Source organism: Methylobacterium sp. 142-1Y, from assembly GCF_057747795.1.
The window spans coordinates 527,716-554,147 of sequence record NZ_CM173224.1 but is presented as its reverse complement, the minus strand read 5'-3'; the positions used below and the strand labels follow the sequence as shown (position 1 = coordinate 554,147).

The 26,432-nt window shown below is 71.1% G+C and carries 20 protein-coding genes; 16 read left to right on the top strand and 4 right to left on the bottom strand.

The window, feature by feature from the left end:
* Window positions 1–607 precede the first annotated feature (607 nt).
* From AC3AOF_RS02510 to AC3AOF_RS02435, 16 genes are all read left to right on the top strand, one after another.
* A complete protein-coding gene (locus tag AC3AOF_RS02510; RefSeq protein ID WP_236992844.1) occupies window positions 608–1,258 on the top strand; it encodes a hydrolase in 651 nt (216 codons plus the stop codon).
* Between the two features lie 19 nt (window positions 1,259–1,277).
* A complete protein-coding gene (locus AC3AOF_RS02505) occupies window positions 1,278–1,511 on the top strand; it encodes a DUF1427 family protein (protein WP_488347608.1) in 234 nt (77 codons plus the stop codon).
* Between the two features lie 73 nt (window positions 1,512–1,584).
* Entirely contained in the window at window positions 1,585–3,474 is a 1,890-nt protein-coding gene (locus AC3AOF_RS02500; protein ID WP_488347607.1) for an amidohydrolase, read from the top strand.
* Window positions 3,475–3,974: 500 nt separating this feature from the next.
* Window positions 3,975–4,874: a VOC family protein gene (locus AC3AOF_RS02495; protein ID WP_488347606.1), complete on the top strand. Its 900-nt coding sequence runs from the start codon at window positions 3,975–3,977 to the stop codon at window positions 4,872–4,874.
* 17 nt (window positions 4,875–4,891) lie between these two features.
* On the top strand, window positions 4,892–6,271 hold the full coding sequence (locus AC3AOF_RS02490) for an alginate export family protein (protein ID WP_236992843.1): 1,380 nt from the start codon (window positions 4,892–4,894) through the stop codon (window positions 6,269–6,271).
* 29 nt (window positions 6,272–6,300) lie between these two features.
* Window positions 6,301–6,969, top strand: a complete 669-nt coding sequence (locus tag AC3AOF_RS02485) for a YoaK family protein (RefSeq protein WP_236990967.1) — start codon at window positions 6,301–6,303, stop codon at window positions 6,967–6,969.
* 104 nt (window positions 6,970–7,073) lie between these two features.
* Window positions 7,074–7,943 carry an alpha/beta fold hydrolase gene (locus AC3AOF_RS02480; RefSeq protein WP_236990966.1) on the top strand — a complete coding sequence of 290 codons (870 nt, stop codon included), beginning with the start codon at window positions 7,074–7,076 and terminating at the stop codon, window positions 7,941–7,943.
* Window positions 7,944–8,099: 156 nt separating this feature from the next.
* On the top strand, window positions 8,100–9,737 hold the full coding sequence (locus tag AC3AOF_RS02475) for an acyl-CoA synthetase (RefSeq protein ID WP_488347605.1): 1,638 nt from the start codon (window positions 8,100–8,102) through the stop codon (window positions 9,735–9,737).
* Window positions 9,738–9,895: 158 nt separating this feature from the next.
* On the top strand, window positions 9,896–11,116 hold the full coding sequence (locus tag AC3AOF_RS02470; protein ID WP_488347604.1) for a DUF2252 family protein: 1,221 nt from the start codon (window positions 9,896–9,898) through the stop codon (window positions 11,114–11,116).
* Between the two features lie 159 nt (window positions 11,117–11,275).
* Entirely contained in the window at window positions 11,276–12,535 is a 1,260-nt protein-coding gene (locus AC3AOF_RS02465; RefSeq protein WP_488347603.1) for an aromatic ring-hydroxylating oxygenase subunit alpha, read from the top strand.
* 4 nt (window positions 12,536–12,539) lie between these two features.
* Window positions 12,540–13,673 (top strand): FAD-binding oxidoreductase, encoded by a 1,134-nt coding sequence (locus tag AC3AOF_RS02460; protein ID WP_488347602.1) that lies wholly within the window; start codon window positions 12,540–12,542, stop codon window positions 13,671–13,673.
* A gap of 66 nt (window positions 13,674–13,739) precedes the next feature.
* Window positions 13,740–15,782: an oxidoreductase gene (locus AC3AOF_RS02455; RefSeq protein WP_488347601.1), complete on the top strand. Its 2,043-nt coding sequence runs from the start codon at window positions 13,740–13,742 to the stop codon at window positions 15,780–15,782.
* Between the two features lie 270 nt (window positions 15,783–16,052).
* On the top strand, window positions 16,053–17,951 hold the full coding sequence (locus AC3AOF_RS02450) for a DUF3483 domain-containing protein (RefSeq protein WP_488347600.1): 1,899 nt from the start codon (window positions 16,053–16,055) through the stop codon (window positions 17,949–17,951).
* Complete coding sequence (locus AC3AOF_RS02445; RefSeq protein WP_488347599.1) at window positions 17,948–19,171, top strand: electron transfer flavoprotein subunit alpha/FixB family protein; 1,224 nt, start codon at window positions 17,948–17,950, stop codon at window positions 19,169–19,171. Before AC3AOF_RS02450 ends, AC3AOF_RS02445 begins: the two co-directional genes overlap by 4 nt.
* The gene (locus tag AC3AOF_RS02440) at window positions 19,168–19,995 is read left to right on the top strand and encodes an adenine nucleotide alpha hydrolase family protein (protein WP_488347598.1); all 828 of its coding nucleotides are present in this window, start codon (window positions 19,168–19,170) and stop codon (window positions 19,993–19,995) included. The genes AC3AOF_RS02445 and AC3AOF_RS02440 overlap by 4 nt, the downstream gene beginning before the upstream one ends.
* A gap of 31 nt (window positions 19,996–20,026) precedes the next feature.
* The gene (locus AC3AOF_RS02435; protein WP_488347597.1) at window positions 20,027–20,542 is read left to right on the top strand and encodes a prolyl-tRNA synthetase associated domain-containing protein; all 516 of its coding nucleotides are present in this window, start codon (window positions 20,027–20,029) and stop codon (window positions 20,540–20,542) included.
* A 645-nt stretch (window positions 20,543–21,187) separates the two neighbouring features.
* Here the strand turns inward: AC3AOF_RS02435 and AC3AOF_RS02430 are convergent.
* Genes AC3AOF_RS02430 through AC3AOF_RS02415 form a run of 4 tightly spaced genes read right to left on the bottom strand, consistent with a single transcriptional unit; the run spans window position 21,188 to window position 26,406 of the window.
* Complete coding sequence (locus AC3AOF_RS02430) at window positions 21,188–22,540, bottom strand: L-serine ammonia-lyase (RefSeq protein WP_488347596.1); 1,353 nt, start codon at window positions 22,538–22,540, stop codon at window positions 21,188–21,190.
* Entirely contained in the window at window positions 22,537–23,121 is a 585-nt protein-coding gene (locus AC3AOF_RS02425; protein ID WP_488347595.1) for a sarcosine oxidase subunit gamma, read from the bottom strand. Before AC3AOF_RS02425 ends, AC3AOF_RS02430 begins: the two co-directional genes overlap by 4 nt.
* The gene (locus tag AC3AOF_RS02420) at window positions 23,114–26,098 is read right to left on the bottom strand and encodes a sarcosine oxidase subunit alpha family protein (RefSeq protein WP_488347594.1); all 2,985 of its coding nucleotides are present in this window, start codon (window positions 26,096–26,098) and stop codon (window positions 23,114–23,116) included. The genes AC3AOF_RS02425 and AC3AOF_RS02420 overlap by 8 nt, the downstream gene beginning before the upstream one ends.
* A complete protein-coding gene (locus AC3AOF_RS02415) occupies window positions 26,098–26,406 on the bottom strand; it encodes a sarcosine oxidase subunit delta (protein WP_488347593.1) in 309 nt (102 codons plus the stop codon). The genes AC3AOF_RS02420 and AC3AOF_RS02415 overlap by 1 nt, the downstream gene beginning before the upstream one ends.
* Window positions 26,407–26,432 lie beyond the last annotated feature (26 nt).

Genomic DNA, 26,432 nt, shown 5'->3' with positions numbered 1-26,432 from the left:
GTCGTGACCGAAAGCGGGAGGGCTTGCCTGCGCGCCTTCCCAGCGCTGTGGCTCGCGTGATCTCACGCGGGGATGGCCATCGGCGGTGACGGGTCGGGATCGGGTTGCCGACATCAACCCCGTACCCGGGAGACCCCCGATGGTCGACGCCGTGATGCTCATGTGGATCGATGCCGGAGCGTCCGGGCTGCCGTCGAACCGCCTCCGCCGGACCGAGAGCGGACGGTCACCGTGGCGGGTGCGAGACGCCTCGGCACCGGCAACACCTCCTCGACCTGCGCTGCCGGGGCGATGCCGTAGCGGTGAATGCAGGGGTGCGGCACGGACCGCTCGGTTTCGGGCATTTCCCGGCGCACATCCTCGTTGAAACGGAGATCGGGTCTGCGCCTCATCCGGCGGGACACGCCGTCGGGCCCCTCGGGGAAAAGGGCCCCGCGGCCCGCGCCCTTGCCGCTCACGACAGCGCAATCGTCCAACCCGCGCGCAAAGCCTCCAATCCGCATGTCCCCGGGGGGACTAGAAGCCGGGCACTGCCGCCGATCCGATGAGCGGTGGCGCAACGGTCACCGTCCGCCAGGACGAGCGTGAAGGAGCCCGACTCATGGCCATCAAAGCGACGCCGACGCCCGGAAAGCGCCTCGTCTCGCCGCATGATCACACGCTGATCATGATCGACTTCCAGTCGCAGATGTCCTTCGCGACGAAGTCCATCGACGCCGTGACCCTGCGCAACAACGTCGCCCTGGTGTCGCGCGCCGCCGCCGGGTTCGGCGTGTCCACGGTGCTGACGACGGTGGCCGAGAAGAGCTTCTCGGGCCCGATGTTCGAGGAGATCACCTCGGCCTTCCCCGAAGAGAAGCTCCTCGACCGCACCTCGATGAACACCTGGGAGGACGCCGCCGTGGTGGCCCGGGTGTCGGCGATCGGCAAGGACCGGCTCGTCTTCGCAGGCCTGTGGACCTCGGTCTGCATCGTCGGCCCGACCCTGTCGGCGCTCGACCAGGGCTTCGAGGTCTACGTCATCGCGGATGCCTGCGGCGACGTCTCCGACGAGGCGCATGAGCGCGCCATGCAGCGGATGATCCAGGCCGGCGTGCAGCCGATGACCTCGCTGCAATACATGCTCGAACTGCAGCGCGACTGGGCCCGCACCGAGACCTACGAGATGACCACCGGCATCGCCAAGAAGTACGGCGGCGCCTACGGCCTCGGCATCATCTACGCCAAGTCGATGTTCGGCGCCTCCGAAGGCCACTGAGCCGAACGATCGGCACGCGATGCTGCCGTACCTCCTCTCGCTTGCCGCCGGCCTCGCGGTCGGCGTCGCCTACGGGCTGATCGGCGTGAAGTCGCCCGCGCCGCCGATCATCGCGCTCGTCGGCCTCCTCGGCATCCTGGCCGGGGAGATGGCCGTCTCGTATTGGCGCGGCCACCCGGCCGTGCTGTCGAGCCTGCTCCACCGCAAGAGCTTCGCGGTCGAGCAGAAAGCGCCGGCGAACCCGCCGGCCTGACCGTCAGAGCCAACATCGCGTGCCGGCGGCCCCCCCGCCGGCACCGCCTTTCCTTTTCGATCGAGGAGCTTCGATGAGCTTTGCGGCTCACCCCGACCTGATCCTGCGCGGCGGCCTCGTCACCACGCTCGACCCCTCGCGCCCCACCGCCTCGGCGGTGGCGATCTCCGATGGCGTCTTCACCGCGGTCGGATCCGACCACGAGGTGATGGGGCTCGCCGGGCCGGGAACGCGGGTGGTCGACCTCAAGGGGCGGCGGGTGCTGCCCGGCCTCATCGACAACCACCTCCACCTGATCCGCGGCGGGCTCAACTTCAACATGGAGCTGCGCTGGGACGGCGTGCGCTCGCTCGCCGACGCGATGGCGATGCTCAAGCGCCAGGTGGCGGTGACGCCGCCGCCGCAATGGGTGCGGGTGGTCGGCGGCTTCACCGAGCACCAGTTCGCCGAGAAACGCCTGCCGACCCTCGAGGAGCTGAACGCCGTCGCCCCCGATACCCCGGTCTTCCTGCTCCACCTCTACGACCGGGCGCTCCTCAACGGGGCGGCTTTGCGGGCCGTCGGCTATACCCGGGACACGCCGGAGCCGCCGGGCGGATCGATCCTGCGCGATTCTGCGGGCAACCCGACCGGGTTGCTGCTCGCCAAGCCCAACGCCGCGATCCTCTACGCGACGCTGGCCAAGGGGCCGAAGCTCCCCTTCGAGTACCAGGTCAACTCGACCCGCCACTTCATGCGCGAGCTGAACCGGCTCGGCGTGACCGGAGCGATCGATGCCGGCGGCGGCTTCCAGAACTATCCGGAGGATTACCAGGTCGTCCAGACGCTGGCCGATGCCGGCCAGCTCACCGTGCGGCTCGCCTACAACCTCTTCACCCAGAAGCCGAAGGCCGAGAAGGAGGACTTCCTCGCCTGGACCAGGTCGTCCCGCTACAAGCAGGGCGACGACTACTTCCGGCACAACGGCGCGGGCGAGATGCTGGTCTTCTCGGCGGCCGATTTCGAGGACTTTCGCCAGCCCCGGCCCGACATGGCGCCGGAGATGGAGGACGAGCTCGAGGGCGTGGTGCGGGTGCTCGCCGAGAACCGCTGGCCCTGGCGCCTGCACGCCACCTACGACGAGACGATCTCCCGCGCCCTCGACGTGTTCGAGCGCGTGAACCAGGACATCCCGCTCGAGGGCCTCAACTGGTTCTTCGACCACGCCGAGACGATCTCGGAGGCCTCGATCGACCGCATCGCGGCGCTCGGCGGCGGCATCGCGGTGCAGCACCGGATGGCCTATCAGGGCGAGTACTTCGTCGAGCGCTACGGCCACGGCGCCGCCGCGGCGACCCCGCCGGTCGCCCGCATGCTGGAGAAGGGCGTGCCGGTCTCGGCCGGTACCGACGCGACCCGCGTCGCCTCCTACAATCCTTGGGTCTCGATCGCCTGGCTCGTCACCGGCCGCACGGTCGGCGGGATGCAGATCTACCCCCGCCGCAACTGCCTCGACCGCGAGACGGCGCTCCGGATGTGGACCGAGAACGTGACCTGGTTCTCGAACGAGCAGGGCCGCAAGGGGCGGATCGCCAGTGGCCAACTCGCCGACCTGATCGTGCCGGACCGCGACGTATTGGCCTGCGCCGAGGCCGAGATCGCCGACACGGTGAGCGACCTGACGGTGGTCGGCGGCAGGGTGGTGTACGCCGCCGGCCCCTTCTCGGCCCTCGACGAGACCCCGCCGCCCCCGGCGATGCCGGACTGGTCGCCGGTGCGCACCTTCAAGGGCTACGGCGCCTGGGGCGAGCGCCCGGTGCGGGCGGAAGCCGTGGTGGCGCGGGAGGCGAGCGCGGCGTGCGGCTGCGCGCTGTCCTGCGGGCTGCACGGCCACGCTCATGCCACCGCCTGGTCGTCGCAGGCGCCGGTCTCGGATCTGAAGAGCTTCTGGGGGGCGTTGGGCTGTGCCTGCTGGGCGGTGTGACGCGCCGTCCCGACCCCCCCACTCTGCGGGGGAGGCCGGGAGGGGGGAACTATGCTTCCGGAAAGGACTGAACCGTTCTGAAGGGCGCCCTCTGGATCGCCGTTGCGCTGCCCCTCTTCCGGCTCACTCCGTTCGCCACCCTCCCCCGCAGAGGGCAGGATCGTCCGGGGAAAAGTAAAAGGCGCGGGTTTCCCCTCTCCCCGCGGGCGGGGAGAGGACTGCGCTCCCGTTCAGGGAGCGCGGTGAGCCCGAAGGGCGAGGGTGAGGGGGTGATTCCGGAGGAGTCTCATCCTGAGACACCCCCTCACCCTCGCTCCGGCTGCGCCTCCGCTTGCCGACGACACGACAAGGTGTCGTCAGCCCTCTCCCCGCCCGCGGGGAGAGGAGAGAACCCGCGCTACTCTTTTCCCCGGACAGCCCTGCGCAGAGGGGGGAGGGTTGGGGATGGGCTTCACCGATATTCGAAAATACCTCGTACGGCCAACCGCCTGGAGCCCTCCATGATGCGCATCCTCGCCGCCTCCCTCCTCGCGGCCGCCCTCCTCGCCGGCCCGGCACGGGCTCGGGACGCCGCGGCCGAGCCCAAGGTCGCCGTCGCGCCGCAATACGACACCACCCACGTCTACGTGGCCCCCGAGGATGTCGACCGTTTCGTCGGGAGCTTCACCGCCACCTTCGGCGGCAAGAGCACGAAGCAGGTCGTCGCGACCGTGACGCCGACGCCGTCGAGCACCACCTCGCAGCTGATCCAGACGCCGGTCGGCACCGTGTCGCTGTTCGGCTTCAAGACGCCGATCCCCCATCCCTTCGGGACCGAGCGCACCGGCTACCTCGTCGCCGACATGGATGCGGCGGTCGCCTCCGCCCGAGCTGCGGGGGCCGCGGTGATCGTCCAGACCTTTCCGGACCCGATCGGCCGCGACGCCGTCATCCAGTGGCCGGGCGGCGTCAACATGCAGCTCTACTGGCACAATACGAAGCCGGACTACGCTCCCTTCGCGACGGTGCCGGAGAACCGGGTCTACGTCTCGCCCGACAGCGTCGAGGCCTTCGTGGCGGGCTTCCGCCGCTTCTCCCACGGACGCGTCGTCTCCGACGACACGAAGGCCCCCGGCGCCGAGATCGGCCGGCCGGGCGACACCTATCGCCGTCTGCGCCTCGCCTCCGATTTCGGCCGCGTGACCGTGCTGGTGACCGACGGCCACCTGCCCTACCCCTACGGCCACGAGACCACCGGCTACGAGGTCGCGGACCTCGCCGACACCCTGGCCAAGGCGAAGGCGGCCGGGGCGAGCGTGCTGGTTGCCCCTGTCACCGCCGGTGACCGGAGCGCCGCGATGGTGCGCTTCCCCGGCGGTTACGTCGCGGAGATCCACCAAGCGGGTATGGCGGCCCGGTGAGCGTCGTCCGGCCGGGGATGTTCGTCGCGCTCTGCCTGCTGAGCGCGGGCGCGTGCGCCGAGGACGCCGCCTCCGACCCGATCACCCGGCCGGCGACGAAGACCAACCGCTGGGCCGAGGACTGGTCGCCCCTGGCCGATCCGGCCCGGCGCACCCAGCCCTTCGACGACCTGAAATACATCCCGCTCTTCGCCGCCGATCCGAAGAGCTACCTGTCCCTCGGCCTGACCCTGCGCGAACGCTTCGAGAGCAACCGCACGCCCGCCTTCGGCATCGGCGGGCCGCGGGGCGATGCGTACCTGCTGCAACGCCTGCAGATCCACCTCGACGCGCGGCTGAACGAGAACTGGCAGATCTTCGCGCAGGTGGAGGATGTACGGGCACCGGGCAAGCGCGTCATCACCTCGGTCGACGAGAACATCCTCGACCTGCGCCTCGCCTTCCTGTCCTACAGCCGGACGGGCGAGGACGGGACCTTCAAGGCCCGGGCCGGGCGGCAGGACTTCGCCTTCGACCTGCAGCGCTTCGTCTCCTCGCGCGACGGACCGAACGTGCGCCAGTCCTTCGATGCGCTCTGGGCCGATTGGGAATCCGGGCCCTGGCGGGTGCTCGGCTTCGTCAGCCAGCCGGTACAATACCGGATCTATGAGCCCTTCGACGACGTCTCCACCAAGGCCTTCCGCTTCAGCACCCTGCGGGTCGAACGCAAGGTCTTCGGCGATCAGGAATTGTCCGCCTATTGGGGTCTCTACGAGCGCGACGGCGCCCGCTTCCTCGACGCCGTCGGAAACGAGTCCCGCCACGTCCTCGACATCCGCTACGCGGGGGCCGCGGGCGGGTTCGACTGGGATCTGGAGGCGATGGGCCAGATCGGCAGCGTCGGCCGGACCGACATCGCCGCCTGGGCGGTCGGCAGCCGCGTCGGCTACACGCTCGACACTCTGCCCTGGCGGCCGCGCCTCGGCCTCCAGGGCGACGCCGCCTCGGGCGACGCCCGCCGCGGCGATTCCACCTTGAACACCTTCAACCCGCTCTTCCCCAACGGCTACTACTTCACGCTCGCCGGCTACACGAGCTACGCCAACCTCCTCCACCTCAAGCCGTCGCTGACGGTCCACCCGGCCGCAGGCCTCGCCGTCAGCGCCGCCTTCGGCCTGCAATGGCGCCAGACCACTTCCGATGCGGTCTACGTCCAGCCGAGTAACCCGGTCCCGGGCACTGCCGGGCGCGGGCATCTCTGGACCGGCGCCTACGGGCAGCTGCGCGCGGATTACGTCTTCGCTCCCGGCCTCACCGGCGCGGTCGAGGCGGTGCGCTTTGCCGCCGGCGACACGATCCGCCAGGCCGGGGGCAAGGACGGCACCTATCTCGGCGTCGAGCTGCGCTACGCCTGGTGAGCCGCCCTCCCCCTCGAACGGACGACCCCATGCGCCCCTCCCCCGCCCAGATCCTGAGCTTCGTCGGCGGCTATGTCGACACGGTCGGCTTCCTCGCCCTCCAGGGCCTGTTCACCGCCCACGTCACCGGCAACTTCGTGACCTTCGGCGCCGCGATGGTGCACGGCGCCACCGGCGCCTGGGCGAAGCTCCTGGCGCTGCCGGTCTTCTGCGTCGCGGTGCTGGCCACCCGGCTCGCCGGCCGCCGCCTGGAGGAGACCGGCCGCCCGGTCTTGCGCCTGCTGCTCCTGACCCAATGCGCCTTCCTGGCCCTCGGCACGGTCCTCGCCATCGCGCTCGGACCGTTCACGGATGCCGACCGTCCGGCGGCGCTCCTCACCGGCATGGTGCTGGTCGTCGCGATGGCGGTGCAGAACGCGGCGCACCGGGCGCACCTGCCCGAGGCGCCGCCCTCGACCCTGATGACCGGCACGACGACGCAGATCATGATCGACCTCGCCGACCTGCTGCGCGGCGTGCCGGCCGAGCACGCGGCGCGGCGCCGGATCGCCCGGATGAGCGCCGCCGTCGCGGCCTTCGCCCTCGGCTGCGGGCTGGCGGCGCTGTTCTTCTATCTCGTCGGTGCCGCCGCGATCGCGGTCGCGCCGGTGCTGATCCTCGTCGCCGCCCTGGATTCCGGCCCGGCACGGGCGGCCTGACCCGGCAGCGGCGAGGCGTCCAAAACGCCGCGCGATCCTGAAAGACCGCCCGGCGGCCTTCGCCATGCTGGCCGCCGAGAACGGACCAGGCGGAAGGACGCGACATGACGGCGATCACGCATCACACGATCCGGGCGAACGGCATCCGGCAGCATTACCTCGAGGCCGGATCGGGCCCGCCGGTCGTGCTGCTGCACGGTTTTCCCGAGACGAGCTACGCCTGGCGCCACCAGATCCCGCCGCTCGGCCGGCACTACCGCGTCATCGCTCCGGACCTGCGCGGCTACGGCGAGACCGACAAGCCGGCGAGCGGCTACGACAAGCGCACGATGGCGCAGGACCTCGTCGCCCTCCTCGATGCCCTCGGGATCGACAGAATCGCCCTCGTCGGGCACGACCGCGGCGCGCGGGTCGCCACCCGCTTCGCCAAGGATCATCCGGACCGCCTCGACCGGCTGGTCGTGATGGACAACGTGCCGACCCGGATCGTGGCGCGCCACATGAACGCCCAGACCGCCCGGGCCTACTGGTTCTTCCTGTTCCATCTGGTGCCTGACCTGCCGGAGGCGCTGATCGCCGGGCGCGAGGATCTGTGGCTGCGCCACTTCTTCTCCGATTGGTGCTTCAACCCGCACGCCATCTCGGGGGCCGACTTCGACACCTATGTCGCGGCCTACCGGGCGCCCGGCGCCGTGCGCGGCGCGATGGCGGATTACCGCGCCAACGCGGAGGACAACGCGCAGGACCTCGTCGATGCCGAGGTGAAGATCGCCTGCCCGGTCCTGTCGCTGTGGGGCGCCGATTTCGGTGCCGTCGGCCAGGCCTTCGACATGAAGGCGGTGTGGGCCGAGATGGCGAGCGACCTGCGCACGGCGGCGATCGCCCGGTGCGGCCACCTGCCCCACGAGGAGCAGCCCGACGAGGTCAACCGGCTCCTCCTCGATTTCCTGGCCGGCTGGGACGGCGGCGCCTGACGGCTCCGGGAGGCGACCGGCGGGATGCGCCATCCGCCGTTAGTCTAAGGGCAGGCCGCGCCGACTTGCCGGTACAACTTGCCGGTACAAAAGCCGACGAGCGACGCGGCCCCGTGACGGAGACGGGGCACGACGGAGCCGTGAGGGAGGAGCCACATGGGATCCGACGGGACGCTCGCCGGCCAGGAGACGCGTGCGGGGCACGAGGCCGCGCGCGCACGGCGCGATACCATCTCCGACGCCCTGCGGCGCACGGCCCGGCGCCACCGCGACCGCAACGCCCTGTCCTTCGGCGAGCGGCGCTGGAGCTTTGCCGCCCTCGACCGCGCCGTCGACCGGGTCGCCCACGGCCTCACGGAGGCGGGGCTGACCCGGGGCGACCGGCTCGGGGCGCTGGGGCGCAACTCGGACGCCTACCTGATCCTGTGGCTCGCCTGCGCCCGCGCCGGCCTGATCCACGTCCCGGTCAATTACGCCCTGACCGGGCGCGAGCTGCGCTACATCGTCGAGCAATCCGGTGCCCGCGCGCTGATCGTCGATCCGGCTCTCGCCGGGAACGCCCGGGAGGCCCTGGACGAGGCGGCGGCCCCGTGGTTCGGCACCCTGTTCGGCGGTGCTCGAGACTTTGCCGGGGGCGCTCAAGGCCTCGACGTGCTGCGGCTCGCGCAGGGCGACGGCGCGGTCGAGCCGGTCGAGGCTCGCATCGCCGACGACGACGTGGTGCAGCTTCTCTACACGTCGGGCACCACCGCGGCGCCGAAGGGCGCCATGATGACGAGCCGGGGCCTGCTCGCCGAATATCTGAGCTGCATCATCGCCCTCGATTTCGGTCCCGGCGACCGGGCGCTCGCCGCCCTGCCGCTCTACCATACGGCGCAGATGCACGCCTTCACCATGCCCCAGCTGCTCGCCGGCGCCGAGACGGTGCTGATCGAGGCGCCCGCGCCCGAGACCTGCCTGCGCCTGATCGAGGAGCACCGCCTCACCTCGTTCTTCGCACCGCCGACCGTCTGGATCAGCCTGCTGCGCTCGCCCGATTTCGCCCGGCGCGACCTGTCCTCCCTGGCCCGGGTCTATTACGGCGCCTCGATCATGCCGGTGCCAGTGCTGGAGGAGCTGCGCGCCCGCCTACCCGGCGCGGGCGCCTACAATTGCTACGGCCAGAGCGAGATCGCCCCGCTCGCCACCGTGCTGCGGCCCGAGGAGCACGATGCCCGCCCGGCCTCCTGCGGCCGCCCGGTCTTCAACGTCGAGACGAGGGTGGTCGACGACGCGATGCAGGACGTGGCGCCGGGCGAGCGCGGCGAGATCGTCCACCGCTCGGCCCAGCTGATGGCCGGGTACTGGGACAAGCCGCAGGAGACGGAAGAGGCTTTTCGCGGCGGCTGGTTCCACTCGGGCGACGTCGGGATCATGGACGAGGCCGGCTACATCACGGTGGTCGACCGGGTGAAGGACGTGATCAAGACCGGCGGCACCATCGTGGCGAGCCGCGAGGTCGAGGAGGTGCTGTTCACCCATCCCGCCGTGTCGGAGGTGGCGGTGATCGCCCTGCCCCATCCGCGCTGGATCGAGGCCGTGACGGCGGTCGTGGTGCTGCGGCCGGGGGCGAGCGCCGGCGCCGAGGAACTGATCGCCCATTGCCGCACCGGGCTGGCGCCGTTCAAGGTGCCGAAACGGATCCTGTTCCAGGACGACCTGCCCCGCAACACCGCCGGCAAGCTGCTCAAGCGCGAGTTGCGGACGCACTATGCGGCGCTGGACTGGTCGGGGGACGAGAGGCAGGGCGCGTGAGCCGGCGAGACGACCCTCCTGGGGGGTACCCCGTGTACGTTCCAACCATCCACCGTCATCCACACCGGAGACGAAACGACGCGCGGTGCCGTGCCGGTCTCGCGCGTTGTCGAGTGCGGCCAAGGTAGCGTGTCGGCCGCGTTCGCGCAGGTGATGGAATGCCCGAGATCCGAAGCTACGGCCCCGAGGAGCGTGCGGCCGTCCTGGAGCGTCAGCGCACCCTGAAGATGGCGCGCTCGGCGCATGCCTACGTGCGCGGCAACACCCTGAAATTCTACGAGTGGCTCGACGGACTCGCCCGCGGCACCCTGCCGGAGGGTCCGCCGGTCTGGATCTGCGGCGATTGCCATCTCGGCAATCTCGGGCCGCTCGCCGATGCCGAGGGCCGGGTCGACATCCAGATCCGCGACCTCGACCAGACGGTGGTCGGCAACCCGACCCACGACCTCGTCCGCCTCGGGCTGTCCCTGGCAAGCGCGGCCCGCGGCTCGGACCTGCCCGGCGTCGTCACCGCGCGGATGCTGGAGGAGATGATCCGCGGCTACGCGCAGGGTCTCGGCGGCGTGCGGGCCGGCGAGGCCCCGCCCGAGCCGGAGGTGGTGCACACCGTGCGGCGCCGGGCGCTCGGCCGGCACTGGAAGCACCTCGCCCGCGAGCGGCTGAAGGATGTCGAGCCCAAGATTCCCCTCGGCCGCAAGTTCTGGGCGCTGGACGCAGCCGAGCGGGAGGCCCTCCGCGACCTGTTCGGCCGCGACGACGTGCGCCGCCTCGTGCTCGCCCTGCACGGCCGCGACGGCGGGCGGGGCCTGCACCTGATCGATGCGGCCTACTGGATGAAGGGGTGCAGCTCGCTCGGCTTCCTGCGCTACGCCGCCCTGGTGCGGGTCGAGGGGCCGCACGGCAAGGACCGGCTGGCGCTCGTCGACCTCAAGGAGGCCGTGGCACCCGCGGCCCCGCCCGCCCCCGGCGCACGGATGCCGGCGGACGCCGCCGAGCGCGTCGTCGCCGGCGCCCGGGCGCTCTCGCCGAATCTCGGCGAGCGGATGCTGCCGGTGCATCTCCTCGGCAAGCCTGCTGTGATGCGCGAACTGGCTCCTCAGGACCTGAAGCTCGACGTCGACCAGTTCGGCCGCGAGGAGGCGGTGCGGGCCGCCCATTACCTCGCCACCGTGGTCGGGGAGGCCCATGGCCGGCAGATGGACGAGGGCGTCCGTGCCGCGTGGCGCAAGGAGGTCACCCGGGGTTGCGACGGGGAGGCACCGTCCTGGCTGTGGTCGAGCGTGGTCGAACTCGCCGGCCGCCACGAGGTCGGCTACCTCCAGCATTGCCGCCGTTACGCCTGCGACGCACCGGCACCCACCATCCGCCTGGTGGCGTGAGGCTCCGGACGCGAGGGCTGTCCCGAAGCCGGACGACCGGGCTTTTCGGGGAGGATCGGCGGGCGTCGCAGCGAGCCAACGGAATGTCGCTGGCGCGGCAGCGGAGAGCCGGTCCGGCGGGGATAGTCGTCCTCGCTCGATATGGCTTTGCGAGGCCCCATGCTCGACGTGACGCCGACCCCGCTGCAGCGCCTCCTGCGTGAGCGCCGCCCTGGCTACACCCTGCCGGCCCCGTTCTATCTCAGCCCCGAGATCTTCGAGGCCGACATGGACGTCATCTTCGGGCGCCACTGGATCTATGCGGGCGTGGAGCCCGACGTTCCGGAGGCCGGCGACGTGATGGTCGTCGATATCGGCAAGACCTCCGTGGCGATCGTGCGCGACGACGACAACGAGGTCCGCGCCTTCCACAACGTCTGCCGCCACCGCGGCGCGCGCCTGGTCCACGACGAGAAGTCGACGGTCGGCAACCTGGTCTGCCGCTACCATTCCTGGACCTACGACCTCACCGGCGAACTGATCCATGCCGAGCATATGGGTCCGGATTTCAAAAAGGGCTGCCACGGCCTGAAGCCCGTGCATCTCCGCTCGCTCGAAGGCCTGCTCTTCATCTGCCTTGCCGAGGAGGCCCCGTCCGACTTCGACGAGATGGCGGCGCGGCTCGGGCCCTACATCGCGCCGCACAACGTGCGCGACACGAAGGTGGCGTTCCAGAAGGACATCATCGAGCCGGGCAACTGGAAGCTCACGATGGAGAACAACCGCGAGTGCTATCATTGCGGGGCCAACCATCCCGAGCTGACCGTGCCGCTCTTCGCCTACGGCTTCGGTTTCGCGCCCGAGGAGATGGGCGAGCACGACCGCGCTGAAGCCGAGCGCTACGGCTGCCTGCTCAAGACCCGTCACGGCGAATGGGAGGCCGAAGGCCTGCCGTCGCGGGAGATCGACGAACTCGACACGATGGTGACGGCGTTCCGCACCGAGCGCCTGCCGCTCGACGGCGAGGGCGAATCCCACACCCTCGACACCAAGGCCGCCTGCAAGAAGCTCCTCGGGGACTTCACCAAGCCTAAGCTCGGCGGCCTCTCGGTCTGGACGCAGCCGAATTCCTGGCACCACTTCCTCGGCGACCACATCGTCACCTTCTCGGTGCTGCCGCTCGATGCCGAGCGCTCGCTCCTGCGCACCAAGTGGCTCGTCCACAAGGATGCGGTCGAGGGCGTCGATTACGACCTCGCCAACCTGATCGGCGTCTGGGAAGCCACCAACGACCAGGACAGCGAACTCGTCGGCATCTGCCAGCAGGGCGTCGCGAGCCCGGCCTACGAGCCCGGCCCGTACTCGCCGAACACCGAGATGCTCGTGGAAAAGTTCTGCAACTGGTATGTCGGCCGCATGGCCGCGCATCTGGGGCGCTAGCGCCATGAATTCGGCCTCCACCGAACCGGCCGCCGCGCGCCTCGCGGCCTCAGCCTCCTGGGATGCGGAGGCCGACGACGCCCTGGTCTGCCTCGCCGTGCGCCAGGAGACGCACGACGTGAAGACCTTCGTGCTCAGCCCCCCTGAGCCCCGGCGCTTCGCCTACGCGCCGGGCCAGTTCCTGACCTTCGCCTTCGAGGTCGGGGCCGAGACGATCCATCGCTGCTACACGATCTCCTCGGCGCCGACGCGGCCGCACGCCCTGTCGATCACCGTCAAGCGGGTGCCCGGCGGCCCGGTCTCGAACTGGCTGCACGACAACCTGAAGGCCGGCGACACCGTGCGGGCGCTCGGCCCGATGGGCGATTTTTCCTGCTTCACCCATCCGGCGCAAAAATACCTGCTCCTGTCCGGCGGTAGCGGCGTGACGCCGATGATGGCGATGGCGCGCACCTTCCACGACCTGGGTGAGCCCCGCGACGTCGCCTTCGTCCATTCCGCCCGCAGCCCGGCCGATATCGTGTTCCGGGCCGAGCTGGAGACGATGGCCCGGCTCGATCCCTCCTTCCGCTTTCACGCGGTCTGCGAGGCCGACGCGCCGGACGAGGCATGGTCGGGTCCCAAAGGACGCCTCTCCCTCGACATCCTGACGCAAGCGGTCCCGGACTTCCGCGAGCGCGAGGTCTTCGTCTGCGGGCCGAAGCCCTACATGGACGCCGTGCGCGCGATGCTGCGCGAGGCCGGCTTCGACATGGCCCGCCACCACGAGGAGAGCTTCGACTTCGGCGCCCTGCCGGAGGCCGAGCAGCAGGCGGCGGCGGAGGCCGGCCGTGCCCTGGATGCCGAAGCCGAGGAAGCCCCGGCGGCGGCGGTACGCACCTTCCGGGTCGAGTTCGCCAAGACCCGCCGGGTGCTCGAATGCCCGGAGGATTCGACGGTCCTCGACGCCGCCCGCAAGGCCGGCATCCGCCTGCCGTCCTCCTGCGCCAAGGGACTGTGCGGCACCTGCAAGTCGAAGGTCACCAAGGGCACCGTCGCGATGACCCATGCCGGCGGCATCCGCCAGCGCGAGATCGATGCCGGCATGGCCCTGCTCTGCTGCTCCAAGCCGACGAGCGACCTCGTCGTCGAGCGCTGACGGCCTGCCACTCTCTCAAGAATCCCGGCCCAATACCCCTGGTCCCTTGCCTTCGGGAGTCGTCCCGTGATCGCCAATGCCGACGCGCTGCTGAAGCCGCTCACCATCAAGGGCCTGACCATCCGCAACCGGGTGATGTCGACGAGCCACGCTCCCGGCTACGGCCGCGACGGCAAGCCCCAGGAGCGCTACCAGCTCTACCACGCCGAGAAGGCGAAGGGCGGCATCGGGCTCACCATGTTCGGCGGCTCCTCCTCGGTCGCCCCCGACAGCCCGGCGGCGCCCTGGAATCAGATCTCGGTCGCCGACGATTCGGTGATCCCGTATTTCCGGGAATTCTCGGACCGGGTCCACGCCCATGGCGGAAGGCTGATGATTCAGCTCACCCATATGGGCCGGCGCACCAAGTGGGACACCGAGCATTGGCTGCCGACGATCTCGCCCTCGCCCCGGCGTGAGCCCGCCTCCCGCACCATCCCCAAGGAGATGGAGGAGGAGGACATCGCCCGGGTGGTGAAGAGCTTCGCCGAGGCCGCACGCCGTTGCCGCGAGGGCGGGCTCGACGGCTGCGAGGTCTCGGCCGCCCACGGCCACCTGATCGACCAGTTCTGGTCGCCTTCGGTCAACCAACGCACCGACAAGTATGGCGGCAGCCTGGAGAACCGGATGCGCTTCGGCATCGAGGTGCTGGAGGCGATGCGGGCGGCGGCCGGCGACGATTACGTCATCGGCATCCGCATGTCCGGCGACGAGATGATCGCCGACGGGCTCTCCCACGAGGAGTGCCTGACGATCGCCACGGAATACGCCAGGCGCGGCCTCGTCGATTTCCTCAACGTGCTCGGCGGCCAGGCGCGCGACCACATCGCCCACGCGATCTCGCTGCCGAACATGTCGTTCCCAGTGGCCCCGTTCCTGTTCCTGCCGAGCGCGATCAAGCGCGAAGTGGATGTTCCGGTCTTCCACGCCCAGCGCGTCACCGACCTGGCGACCGCGGCGCGCGCCGTGGCCGAGGGCCATGTCGACATGGTGGCGATGACCCGCGCCCACATCGCCGACCCGCATCTCGTCAAGAAGCTCTCCGAGGGACGGGCCGACGACATCCGCCAATGCGTCGGGGCCGGCTACTGCATCGACCGGATCTATGTCGGCGGTGATGCGCTCTGCATCCAGAACGCCGCGACCGGCCGCGAAGCCACCATGCCGCACGAGATCCGCAAGGCGGATGTCCGTCGGCGGGTCGTGGTGATCGGCGCCGGGCCCGGCGGGCTCGAGGCGGCCCGGGTCTGCGCCGAGCGCGGCCACGCGGTGGTGCTGTTCGAGAAGAGCGGCCAGGCCGGCGGCCAGATCGGGCTCGCGGCCAAGGCCGGCTGGCGCGAGGCGATGTCGGGCATCCCGCGCTGGCTCGTCGCGCAGGTGACCAAGCTCGGCGTCGATCTCCGGCTCAACACCGAGGCGACGCAAGCCGCGGTGCTGGCGGAGAAACCGGATGTCGTGATCGTGGCGACCGGCGGCACGCCATCCCGCGGCCACGCCAAGGGCGCGGCGCAGCACGCGGTGACGACGGCCGAGGTGCTGTCGGGCGCGGTCGAGCCGACCGGCTCGGTCCTGCTCTACGACGAGATGGGCCAGCACAACGCCTCGTCCGTCGCGGAGCTGCTCGCCAAGCGCGGCTGCCTCGTCGAGGTCGCCACCCATGACCGCATGGTGGCGGAGGAGGTCGGCACCACCAACCAGCCGATCCACCTGCGCGAGCTCTACAAGCTCGGCGTCGTGATGACGCCGAACATGGAGCTGATCGAGATCTATCCGGAGGGCAACCGGTTCGTCGCGGCGCTCCGCAACACCATGACCGACGCCGAGGAGGAGCGGGTCGTCGACCGCATCGTGGTCGATCACGGCACGCTGCCGGTCGATGCGCTCTATCACGGGCTGAAAGGCGCGTCGGTCAATCGCGGCCAGACCGACCAGGACGCGATGCTGCGCGGCGAGCCGCAGCCCTTCGACCTCTCCCAGGGCTACGCGCTGTATCGCATCGGCGACGCGGTGGCCGGGCGCAACATCCATGCGGCGATCTATGACGCCTTGAGATTGTGCAAGGATCTGTGAGCCCCGCGACTCGCTAAAACTCGGGCAGCGCCACGCTCTACCCTCCCCCCTCTGCGGGGGAGGGTGGCCCCCAAAGGGGGGCCGGGAGAGGGGCAGCGCGACGCTGATTCAGGTGGCGCCCTTCAGAACGCTTCCGCTTCATCCGGAAGCGGCGTCCCCTCTCCCGCCCGGCTCCGCCGGGCACCCTCCCCCGCAGAGGGGGGAGGGTATGGGCGCGGCTGCCTTCAGGAATGATTTCGACATTATCGCCAAGCCCTTAGGCCCACCGTCATGACCAGCTTCATGCCCCTGACCACGGTGTTTCCCGGCCTCATCTGGGCCATGGCGGCGCTCGCTCTCGTCCAGGCCTCGCGGCGCGCGGCGTTGTGGCGGGTCGGATCGGCCGCACCGGTGGCCTGGCTCCACGGCCTCTCGCGGCTCCCGCGCCGCTACCTCGTCGACGTCCACCACGTCGTGGCGCGCGATTCTTATGCCTCGCGGATGCATGCCGTCGTGGCGGGCGGGCTGCTCGCCGCCTCGCTCCTGACGGCGCTGGCGATCCTGCCGCCGCTCGCCGGCTCCCGGGCCTACTGGCTCCTCGTGGCGATCGCCTTCGCGGTGACGGCGGCGGGCTCGATCCTCGTCGGCGCCCGCCGGTACCCCGCTAAGCAGAAGCGCCTCTCGGCCGGGCGCTTCCAGATCCTGCCCCTCCTGCTCCTCGCCTACGCAATCGGCGGTACGCTCACCGCCCTGCTGCTGGCGCTGGGTGCCGGCGGGATCGCCCTCCCCTTCACCTTGGGCCTCGCGGCGGCCGGCGGCCTCGGCCTCGCCTTCGAGGTGCGGCAAGGCCCGATGCGCCATGCCGTCGCCGGCGCGCTGCATCTCGCCGCCCATCCGCGGCCCGGCCGGTTCGAGGGCCGGCCCGACACCGCACTCCAGCCCCTCGATCTCGAGGCCCCGCGGCTCGGCGCCGAGATGCCGGCCGATTTCACCTGGAACCGGCTCCTCTCCTACGATGCCTGCGTGTCGTGCGGCCGCTGCGAGACCGCCTGCCCGGCCTTCGCCGCCGGGCAGCCCCTCAACCCCAAGCGGCTGATCCAGGACCTCGTTGCCGGCCTCAACCCCGCCGAGCCGCCTTATGCCGGCAATCCCTATCCGGGCGGTCGCGAGGGGCAAGGCGAGCGCGGCCCCCTCGCCCGGCTGATCGGGCCGGATGCCCGCATCCATCCCGATACGCTGTGGTCCTGCACCACCTGCCGGGCCTGCGTCGAGGAATGCCCGATGATGATCGAGCATGTCGACGCGGTGGTGTCGTTGCGCCGCTACCAGACCCTGGAGCGCGCGGCGTTGCCCGAGAAGGCGATCGGCCCGGTGACCGAGCTGCGCCAGGCCGGCGATCCCGGCGGCCGTCCCCTCGCCGCCCGCACCGACTTCGCCGCCGGCCTCGACCTGCCGCTGATGGCCGACAAAGGCCAGGCCGACATCCTGCTCTGGCTCGGCGAGGGCGCCTACGACCTGCGCTACGGCCGGACGCTCCGCGCCCTGGTGCGGCTCTTGCGCCGGGCCGGCGTCGATTTCGCGGTTCTGGGCGCGGAGGAGCGCGACACCGGCGACCTCGCCCGCCGGCTCGGCGACGAGGCCACCTTCCAGGCGCTGGCGCGGGAGAACATCGCGACGCTGGCGAAGTATCGGTTCACCCGCATCGTCACCGCCGACCCGCACGCCCTGCATGCGCTCCGCAACGAATACCCGGCCTTCGGCGGGCATCATACGGTGGTCCACCACACCGCCCTGCTGCTGGAATTGATCCGCGCGGGCAAGCTCGCGCCCCGGAAACTGTCCGACCTCTCGGTGACCTATCACGATCCCTGTTACCTCGCCCGCTACAACGGCGAGACCGAGGCTCCCCGCGCGATCCTCGACGCGGTCGGCCTGTCCCGGATCGAGATGGCCCGCTCGGGCAAGCGGGCGATGTGCTGCGGCGGCGGCGGCGGCGCGCCGGTGAGCGACATCCCGGGCGAGCGGCGCATCCCCGACCTGCGCATGGCCCAGGCCGCGGAGACGGGTGCGGGCATCGTGGCGGTGGCCTGCCCCTCCTGCACCGCGATGCTGGAGGGCGTGACCGACCGCAAGGCCGAGGTGCGCGACGTCGCCGAATTGCTGCTCCAGGCCGTGGAGGCAGGACGATGACCCGGACCCGTCGCGATCCCCGCGCCGAGCGGGCGGCGATCCGGATCGCTTCCGGCACTGCCCGGCCCCGCTACGACCGGACGGCCAAGGGGAAGGCCGCGGGCGGGCGCCCGCGCCGCGATCCCCGTGCCGAGCGCGCCGGCCAGCGCGTCCCCGGCGCGGACCGCCCGCGCTACGATCTCGGCCAGATCGTCCGCAGCGAGGGGCTGGTCGTCTCCGAGGCCCGGCAGCGTCCGGTGGCGGAGGCGGCTCCGACGATCCTGGTGGTCGAGGATCCCGCCTTCCTCGTCGCGGTGGTACCGGATGCTGCCGGGGGCCGCCTCTCGGCCCATGACCGCCAGGTGCTCGGCGCCGCCCGGGCGCTGGCGGGGCGCGAGGGCGGCGTGGTCGTCGTCTCGCTCGGGCCCTGCGACGACTGCGGGCCGGCCGGCGCCGATCGTCATTTCGACCTCGACGAGGCCAGGGCCGATCCCGACCAGCGCGCCGCCCGGGTCGCGGCGGCGCTCGCGGTCATCTCTCCTCGCCACGTCCTGTTCCCCGAATCCCTCGATGGCGGCGACCTCGCCCGCCGGGTCGCGGTGCGGATGGGGGCGCCGCTCTTCGACAATGCCGAGGTGGTCGCCGCCAACGGCCTGGTACGCCCGGCCCGTGGGCGCCGGGTCGAGCAGCGCGCCGCACCCGGCCTGCTTGCCAGCGTGGCGCCGGACGCGGTGGCCGATTACGCCGGCGCGCCCCGGGAGGCGCGGCCGCTCCCGGTCGACCTCGCCCCGGCGACCCTACCGGCCTCCGCCATCCTGTCGGCCGAGCGCATCCCGGCCGATCCGGCGACGGTGCCGCTGAGCCTCGCCGAGTTCGTGGTCTCGGCCGGCAACGGCATCCACGACCTCGACACCTTCCGGCAGCTCGTCGCGGCGCTGCACGCCACCCCGGGCGCCAGCCGCGTCCTGTGCGATGCCGGGCTGATGCCGCGCCAGTCCCAGGTCGGCGCCTCGGGCACGGTACTCGCCGCGACCTGCTACTTCGCGCTCGGGATCTCCGGCGCGCCGCAGCACCTCCAGGGCGTGGCCGGCTGCGAGCATGTGGTCGCGGTCAATACCGACCTGCATGCAGCGATGATCGAGCGGGCGGGGCTCGCGGTCGTGAAGGACGCACAAGCGGTCATGCCGGCCCTGCTGCGGCTGCTGGCCCAGGAAGCGCAAGAGGCGGGAGATCACTCGTGAGGATCGCCGTGCTTCTCTCCGCCGGCCGCCACCCGGTCTCCGGCGCGGTCGTGCTGCCGCGGCTCGAGGCGCAGGCGATCCGGATCGCGACCGGGCTCGCTCAGGCCTACGGAGTGCGTGACGGGCTCGAAGCTCCTTACGGCCTCCATGCCGGGCCGGACGCCGCGGCCATTGCCGATGCCCTCGGCCAGGGCCTCCCGCGCATCGAGCACATCGCGCTCGGCGAGGACGCCGATCCGGTGCCGGCGCTCGCCATCCGGCTCGCCGCCACGGCGCCCGACCTCGTGCTCGCCGGCCGGCGCGGCCAGGGCGGCGGCGAGAGCGGGATCCTTCCCTACGCGCTGGCAGCCTTGCTCGACCGGCCGCTGATCCCCGACGTGGTCTCGGTTGCGCCGGGCGAGGAGGCCGGCACCCTGCGCCTCAACCAGAGCCTCGGCCGCGGCGCCTTGCGGCGCGTCGTGGTGCGCGGCCCCGTGGTGGCGACGGTGCATCCCGACGCCCCGCCCCCCCTCGCCTACGCCTTCGGCCAGGCGCGGCGCGGAGCGATCGAGCCGCTCGGAACAATCGATCCGGCCGCCGCCGACACACCGGTGCCGGCCGTCGCGAGCGAGGAGCGGCCCTACCGCCGCCGCCCCAAGCTGGTGAAGGGCGCCCCCACCGGCGGCTCGGCCGCCGAGCGCCTGAAGGCGGCGACGGGTGAGTCCGGATCGGCCGCGAGCGGCCGCCTCCTCGTCGATCCCGACCCGGACGAGGCGGCACGGGAGATTTTGGCCTATCTGCGCGGGATCGGCGTCGTGGCCCCCGCCCGCTCTCCGCGCGGCTGAGCGCCGTCCATCCCGTCATCGCGAGGAACCCATGCCCCTGACTCCCGACGATCTCCTGGTCCGGCTGCGCGAGCGCGGCATCGCCTACACGCTGTTCGAGCATCCGCCGGTCCTGACGGTCGAGGCGATGATGGCGGTCTGCGGCGACATTGCCGGCGCCCATACCAAGAATCTTTTCCTGCGCGACAACAAGAAGACCTACTTCCTGGTCACGCTCCACCACGACGCGGCCGTCGACCTCAAGGCGTTCCGGTCGGTGCTGGGCGCGAAGGGCGGGCTGTCCTTCGCCAGTGCCGACGCGTTGCGCGAGCAGCTCGGCGTCGAGAGCGGCGCGGTCTCGCCGCTCGCCGCCCTCAACGCAGCGCCGGGCGGCGTGAAAGTCTTCCTCCAGGACAGCCTGCTCGACGAGGTGCGAATCAACGTCCACCCGCTCGTGAGCACCCGGACCCTCAACCTGGTCCCGGGCGACCTGGTGACCGCGCTGCGGGACGAGGGGCACGAGGTGACGCCGTTCGCCCTGCCGGAGGCGCGCGCCGACGGTGCGTGAGCGATTGTTTCGGTTGGTCTTTGACGATTTCGAACCCGCTGCCTCGTTCCGGGCTCCGCTGCGCCCCCCACGGGTCGCTACTGCCCATGACACGGCAGGTCGTGCGGTGCGGGACGACGGCCGAGAGCGTGAACCCTCCCCTCTCCGCGGGCTAGCGTGTTCACACAACGTCTCTGAAGCCTAACTCATTGTAGATTCGAGCGCTTTCCCCTCCCCCTTGTGGGGAGGGGTTATGGGGATCGAAGATCCCGCGTGGGGGTGGTGCAGAAGGCACCACTGCGCTCTATCCGGCACCACCCCCACCTCCAGCTCCTCCCCACAACTTGCAGCGATTCCGGGCAAGCCCGGGATCGCCGGGGGGAGGAGAGGCGCGCGACCTTCACCGGGAGAAGCTCTCGAACCGAGAAGTGTGAACACGCTAGCCTTCGCAGGAGAGGGGCAGCGCGACGATCCTGGGTATGGCGCCCGTCATCATGGTCGCGACCTTTCCGGAAGCGGGTTCCCCTCTCGGCGGGACTTCGTCCCGCTGCCCCGGCTCCGCCGGGCACCCTCCCCCGCAGAGGGGGGAGGGTTCTGGCGCGGTGGACCGTTCCGATTCTCCGCAATATTGCGCCGAGGACATACTATAATTGCGCAAAACACCCGTCAGCACGCCGCCACGTTCACCGCGAGCCCCCCGAGCGAGGTCTCCTTGTACTTGTCCTGCATATCGTGCCCGGTCTGGCGCATCGTCTCGATGACTTGGTCGAGGCTGACGAAATGCACGCCGTCGCCGTGGAGCGCCAGAGAGGCGGCGGCGACCGCCTTGTTGGCGCCGAAGGCGTTGCGCTCGATGCAGGGCACCTGGACCAGTCCGCCGACGGGATCGCAGGTCATGCCGAGATGGTGCTCCATCGCGATCTCGGCGGCGTTCGCCACCTGGCGCGGGCAGCCGCCGAGCACCGTGGCGAGGCCCGCCGCCGCCATGGCCGCCGCCGAGCCGACCTCGCCCTGGCACCCGACCTCGGCGCCGGAGATCGAGGCGCGGCGCTTGATCAGGCCGCCGATCGCCGCTGCCGCCAGCAGGTAGTCGCGGCCGCGTTCCTCGCTCCAGCCGGGACAGAAATCGACGATGTAGCGCAGGACCGCCGGGACGATGCCCGCCGCCCCGTTGGTCGGCGCGGTGACGACCCGGCCGCCCGATGCGTTCTCCTCGTTGACCGCCAGCGCGAACAGGCTGATCCAGTCCATCACCTCGTGGGCCGGCCGGCTGTTGGAGAGCCGGTTCGCGTCGAGCGTCGCATGCAGGCGCCGGGCGCGGCGGCGCACCTTGAGGCCGCCGGGCAGCACCCCGTCCATCCGCAGGCCGCGGGCGATGCAGGCGAGCATCGCGTCGCGGATCGCGTCGAGCCCGGCGTCGATCGCTTCATCGGAGCGGAGTGCCCGCTCGTTCTCCCGCTGCACCTGCGGGATGGTGAGTCCGGTCGCGGCGCAGATCGCCAGGAGGTCGGCGCCGCTGTCGAACGGGTGCGGGACCGCCACCGCCTCGATGCCGGCATCGACCGCCTCGCCCTCGCTCTCGACGAAGCCGCCGCCGACCGAGTAGCACACCACCTCGTCGAGGATCGCGCCGTCGGAACCGTGGGCACGGAACCGCATGCCGTTGGTGTGGCGCGGCAGCAGATCCTTGAAGTTGAAGATCAGGTCCTTGTCCGGCGCGAAGGCGATTCCGGGAAGGCCGGTCTGACCGGTCTCGGCCAGCCCTTGCGTGTAGCCGGCGACCCGGTCGGGGTCGATGGTCGCCGGGTCGTGCCCGAGGAGCCCGAGCGCGATCGCGACATCGGTGCCGTGACCCCGCCCGGTCCAGGCGAGCGAGCCGAAGATCTCGGCCGTCACCCGCGCCACGTCCGTGCGGAGGGCGACGCGGTCGCGGAAGCGGCGCGCCGCCACCATCGGCCCGATCGTGTGCGAACTCGACGGGCCGATGCCGATCTTGAACAGATCGAAGGCGCTGATCATCGCCGGGCCGTTTCGCCGACCCCGAGGGAGGCCTCGGCGAGGAGGCCGTGGACATACGTCGCGAACGAGCGCCAGCACTCGACCCGGTAGCGCGGCGTCGCGCCGTCATGACGGATCAGGACGATCTCCGCCTTGCCGAACAGGGTGCGGGTGGCGGAGCCCGGCGGAAAGGCCGCGTCTCCGAGATCGAGCGGGCAGCCGGCATTGAGGACGGCCGCCGCCAGCGGGCCGCTCACGTCGATGCCGACATTGCGGTGCGAGACGTCGACGATCGCGTGCGCCCGCTCGCCGAGATCGGCCGCGATGGCCGAGGGCAGGTGGTCGGCTTCCGCTTCGTCGCTGCCGATCAGCCACTCGTCGGGCCCGAGACGGGCGATCCAGCGCCGGTCGTCGCCCCGCAGCGAGTTGATCGGTCCGTCGAGCGGAAGACCGGCGGCCGAGGCGCCGGCGTCACGGACCCGGAGCGCGAAGCGCGCCTCGGCCCCGGCGGGCTTGATGACGATCCCGGAGCGGGCCGGATCGGAGGCCGGCGCGCGGCCGAGGGGGAGCGCGCGGGCGGTGCGGTACAGAGCCTCAAGCATGGATGCGCTCGCCTTTGGGATCGAAGAAGACCGGATCGACGACGGTGACGCGGGCAAAACCCTCCGGCGTGGTGACGTGGAGGGGGCGGCCCTGGAGCGCGCGCCCGTCCGCCACCAGGGCCATGGCGATGGAGCGGCCGCAATTCGGGCTCCAGTAGCTCGACGTGACGTGGCCGAGCATCCGCATCGGGATCGGCTGGCCCGGATCGTCGACGATCTGCGCGCCCTCGTCGAGGACGAGCTTCGGATCGTCGGTGACGAGGCCGACGAGCTGCTTGCGGCCGCTCGCCACCACGTCGGGCCGGGTCAGCGAGCGCTTGCCGACGAAGTCCTTCTTGGCCTTGGCGATCATGCCGGCCAAGCCGACATCGTCCGGGGTGACCGTGCCGTCGGTCTCCTGGCCGATGATGATGTAGCCCTTCTCGGCCCGGAGCACGTGCATCGTCTCGGTGCCGTAGGGGGTGATGCCGTGGGCCTGCCCGGCCTCCCAGATCGCCTCCCACACCGCGCGGGCGTGGTCGGACGGGACGTTGATCTCGAAGCCGAGCTCACCGGTGAACGAGACCCGGAACAGCCGGGTCGGCACGCCGCAGATCGTGCCCGACCGCATCGCCATGTGGGGAAAAGCCTCCGGCGACAGGTCGATCCCGTCGACGAGGGGGGCGATGACCTCGCGGGCCTTCGGGCCCTGGAGGGCGATCACCGCCCATTGCTCGGTGGTCGAGGTCAGGAAGACCTCGAGGTCCGGCCACTCGGTCTGGAGGTAATCCTCCATGTGGGCGAGCACGCGGGGCGCGCCGCCGGTGGTGGTGGTGACGTGGAAGCAATCCGGCGCGATCCGGGCGACGACGCCGTCGTCGAGGATGTAGCCGTCCTCCTTCAGCATCAGCCCGTAGCGGCAGCGCCCGACCTCGAGCTTGAGCCACGGGTTGATGTAGATCCGGTTCATGAACTCGGCCGCGTCCGGGCCGACCACCTCGATCTTGCCCAGCGTCGAGGCGTCGAAGATGCCGACCCCCTTGCGCACCGCCTCGCATTCGCGGGCGACCGCGGCGTGGATGTCCTCGCCGGTCTTGGGGAAGTACCAGGCGCGGCGCCACAGGGCGACGTTCTCGAAGGTCGCGCCGTGCTCTTCCGCCCAGTCGTGGATCGGTGTCGTGCGGATCGGGTCGAACAGCGCGTGGCGCGCCGGGCCGACCAGGGTGCCGAAGGTCACCGGGGTATAGGGCGGCCGGAAGGTCGTGGTGCCGACACCCGGCAGCGTCTTGTCGAGCTGCCCGGCGACGATGCCGAGGGCGTTCATGTTCGAGGTCTTGCCCTGGTCGGTCGCCATGCCGGTCGTGGTGTACCGCTTGACGTGCTCGATCGAGTGGAAGCCTTCACGCACCGCGAGCTTGATGTCCTTGGCGGTGACGTCGTTCTGGAAGTCGACGAAGGCCCGGACCTTGGTCGGGTCGGCATCGGTCGGCATGGCGCGCACCGGCTTGAAGCCGGTCAGCGTCGGGCTCGCGGTGAAGTTTTGGCGCTCCTGCGAGCCGGCCGCTTCCGCACCGGCGGCAAAGCCTTCGGCGAGAACCGCGGCGAGATCGTAGGTGCCCTTCGAGGCGCCCGCCGAACGCTCGGCTTGCGCCGAGGTACCGGGCAGGAAGGCGTCGAGACCCTCATTGTAGGCGAGCTTGCCGCGGGATTGCGAGAACAGGTGCACCGCCGGGGTCCAGCCGCCGGACATGCCGACGCAGTCGCAGTCGAGCACGCGGTGGGCGCCGCAGCGTCCGGCCCGGTCGACGGGGGCGACGATCAGGCCGGTGACGCGCTTGGAGCCCTTGGCGCCGATCACGGTGTGGCCGGTCAGGACCTCCACCCCGGCCGCCTTGAGGCGGGCCAGCTCGGGCCCGCATTCGGAGTCGCTGCGCAGGTCCACGAGCGTCACGGCGAGCCCCGCCGCCTTGGCGTCGAGGGCGGCCGCATAGGCCGAGGCGCCGCTCGTCGCGAAGACGATCCGCCGGCCCGGCGCGACGCCGTAGCGGTTGATGAAGACCCGCACGCTCTCGGCGAGCAGGATACCGGGGCGGTCGTTGTCGGCAAAGACCAGCGGGCGCTCGTGGGAACCGCCGGCCAGCACCACCTCGCCGGCCCGGACCTGCCACAGCCGCTCGCGCGGCGCCGTGCCGGGATTGGGCAGATGGTCGGTGATCCGCTCGGCGAGCGCAACGTGGTTGTGGTTGTAGTAGCCGAACGCCGTGGTCCGCGGCAGCAGGATGACGTTCTCGCGGGAATCGAGCTCGGAGAGCGTCGCGCTCAGCCACTCGGCGGCCGGACGACCGTCGATCTCGGTAGTCACATCGTGCAGGAGCGCGCCGCCAGGCTCCGGCCCCTCGTCGGCGAGGATCACCCGCTTGCCGGTGCGGGCGGCGGCGAGCGCCGCGGCGAGGCCCGCGGGACCGGCGCCGACCACCAGCACGTCGCAATGGGCGTGACGGTTGGCGTAACGGTCGGGATCGGGCACGGCCGGGGCCTTGCCGAGTCCCGCGGCGGCGCGGATGAACGGCTCGTAGACCTTGTCCCAGAACTTCCGGGGCCACATGAAGGTCTTGTAGTAGAAGCCGGCGACGAAGACCGGCGAGAGCAGGTCGTTGACCGCCCCGATGTCGTGCTCGAGCGACGGCCAGTGGTTCTGCGAGAGGGTCTTGAGCCCGTCGCGGGCCTCGACCACCGAGGCGCGGTTGTTCGGGTCGATCCGGCCGGGGCCGCGATCGACCGAGAGCAGCGCGCTCGGCTCGTCGGGGCCATGGCTCAGGATGCCGCGCGGGCGGTGATACTTGAACGAGCGCCCCACGAGGTGGATGCCGTTGGCGAGCAACGCCGAGGCGACGCTGTCGCCGTGGAAGCCCTCGACCGTGCGGCCGTTGAAGGTGAAGCGGACCGGGCGCGTGCGGTCGATGCGACCGCCGCGGGACAATCTGAACGGCTGTGCCATCACGCCCTCGCCTCTGCCTGGGTGGAAGTCGCTTCGGTGGATGCGGGCGTCTCGCCCATCTTGTAGGTCTCGAGGAAGCGGTCGCTCACCGTGTCGCGCCGCGCGTTGAACCAGCGGCCGCAGCCATGGACGTGGTTCCAGCGCTCGGCATGCACCCCGCGCGGGTTGGACCGCACGAACAGGAATTCGGCCCATTGCGCGTCGGAGAGCGTGCCCGGATCGGTGGGCCGGGCGATATGGGCCTGTCCGCCGCAGCGGAACTCGGTCTCCGGGCGGTTGCCGCAATAAGGGCAGGCGATCAGCAGCATCGGGGGCCTCGTCGCGTCCGGGTTTT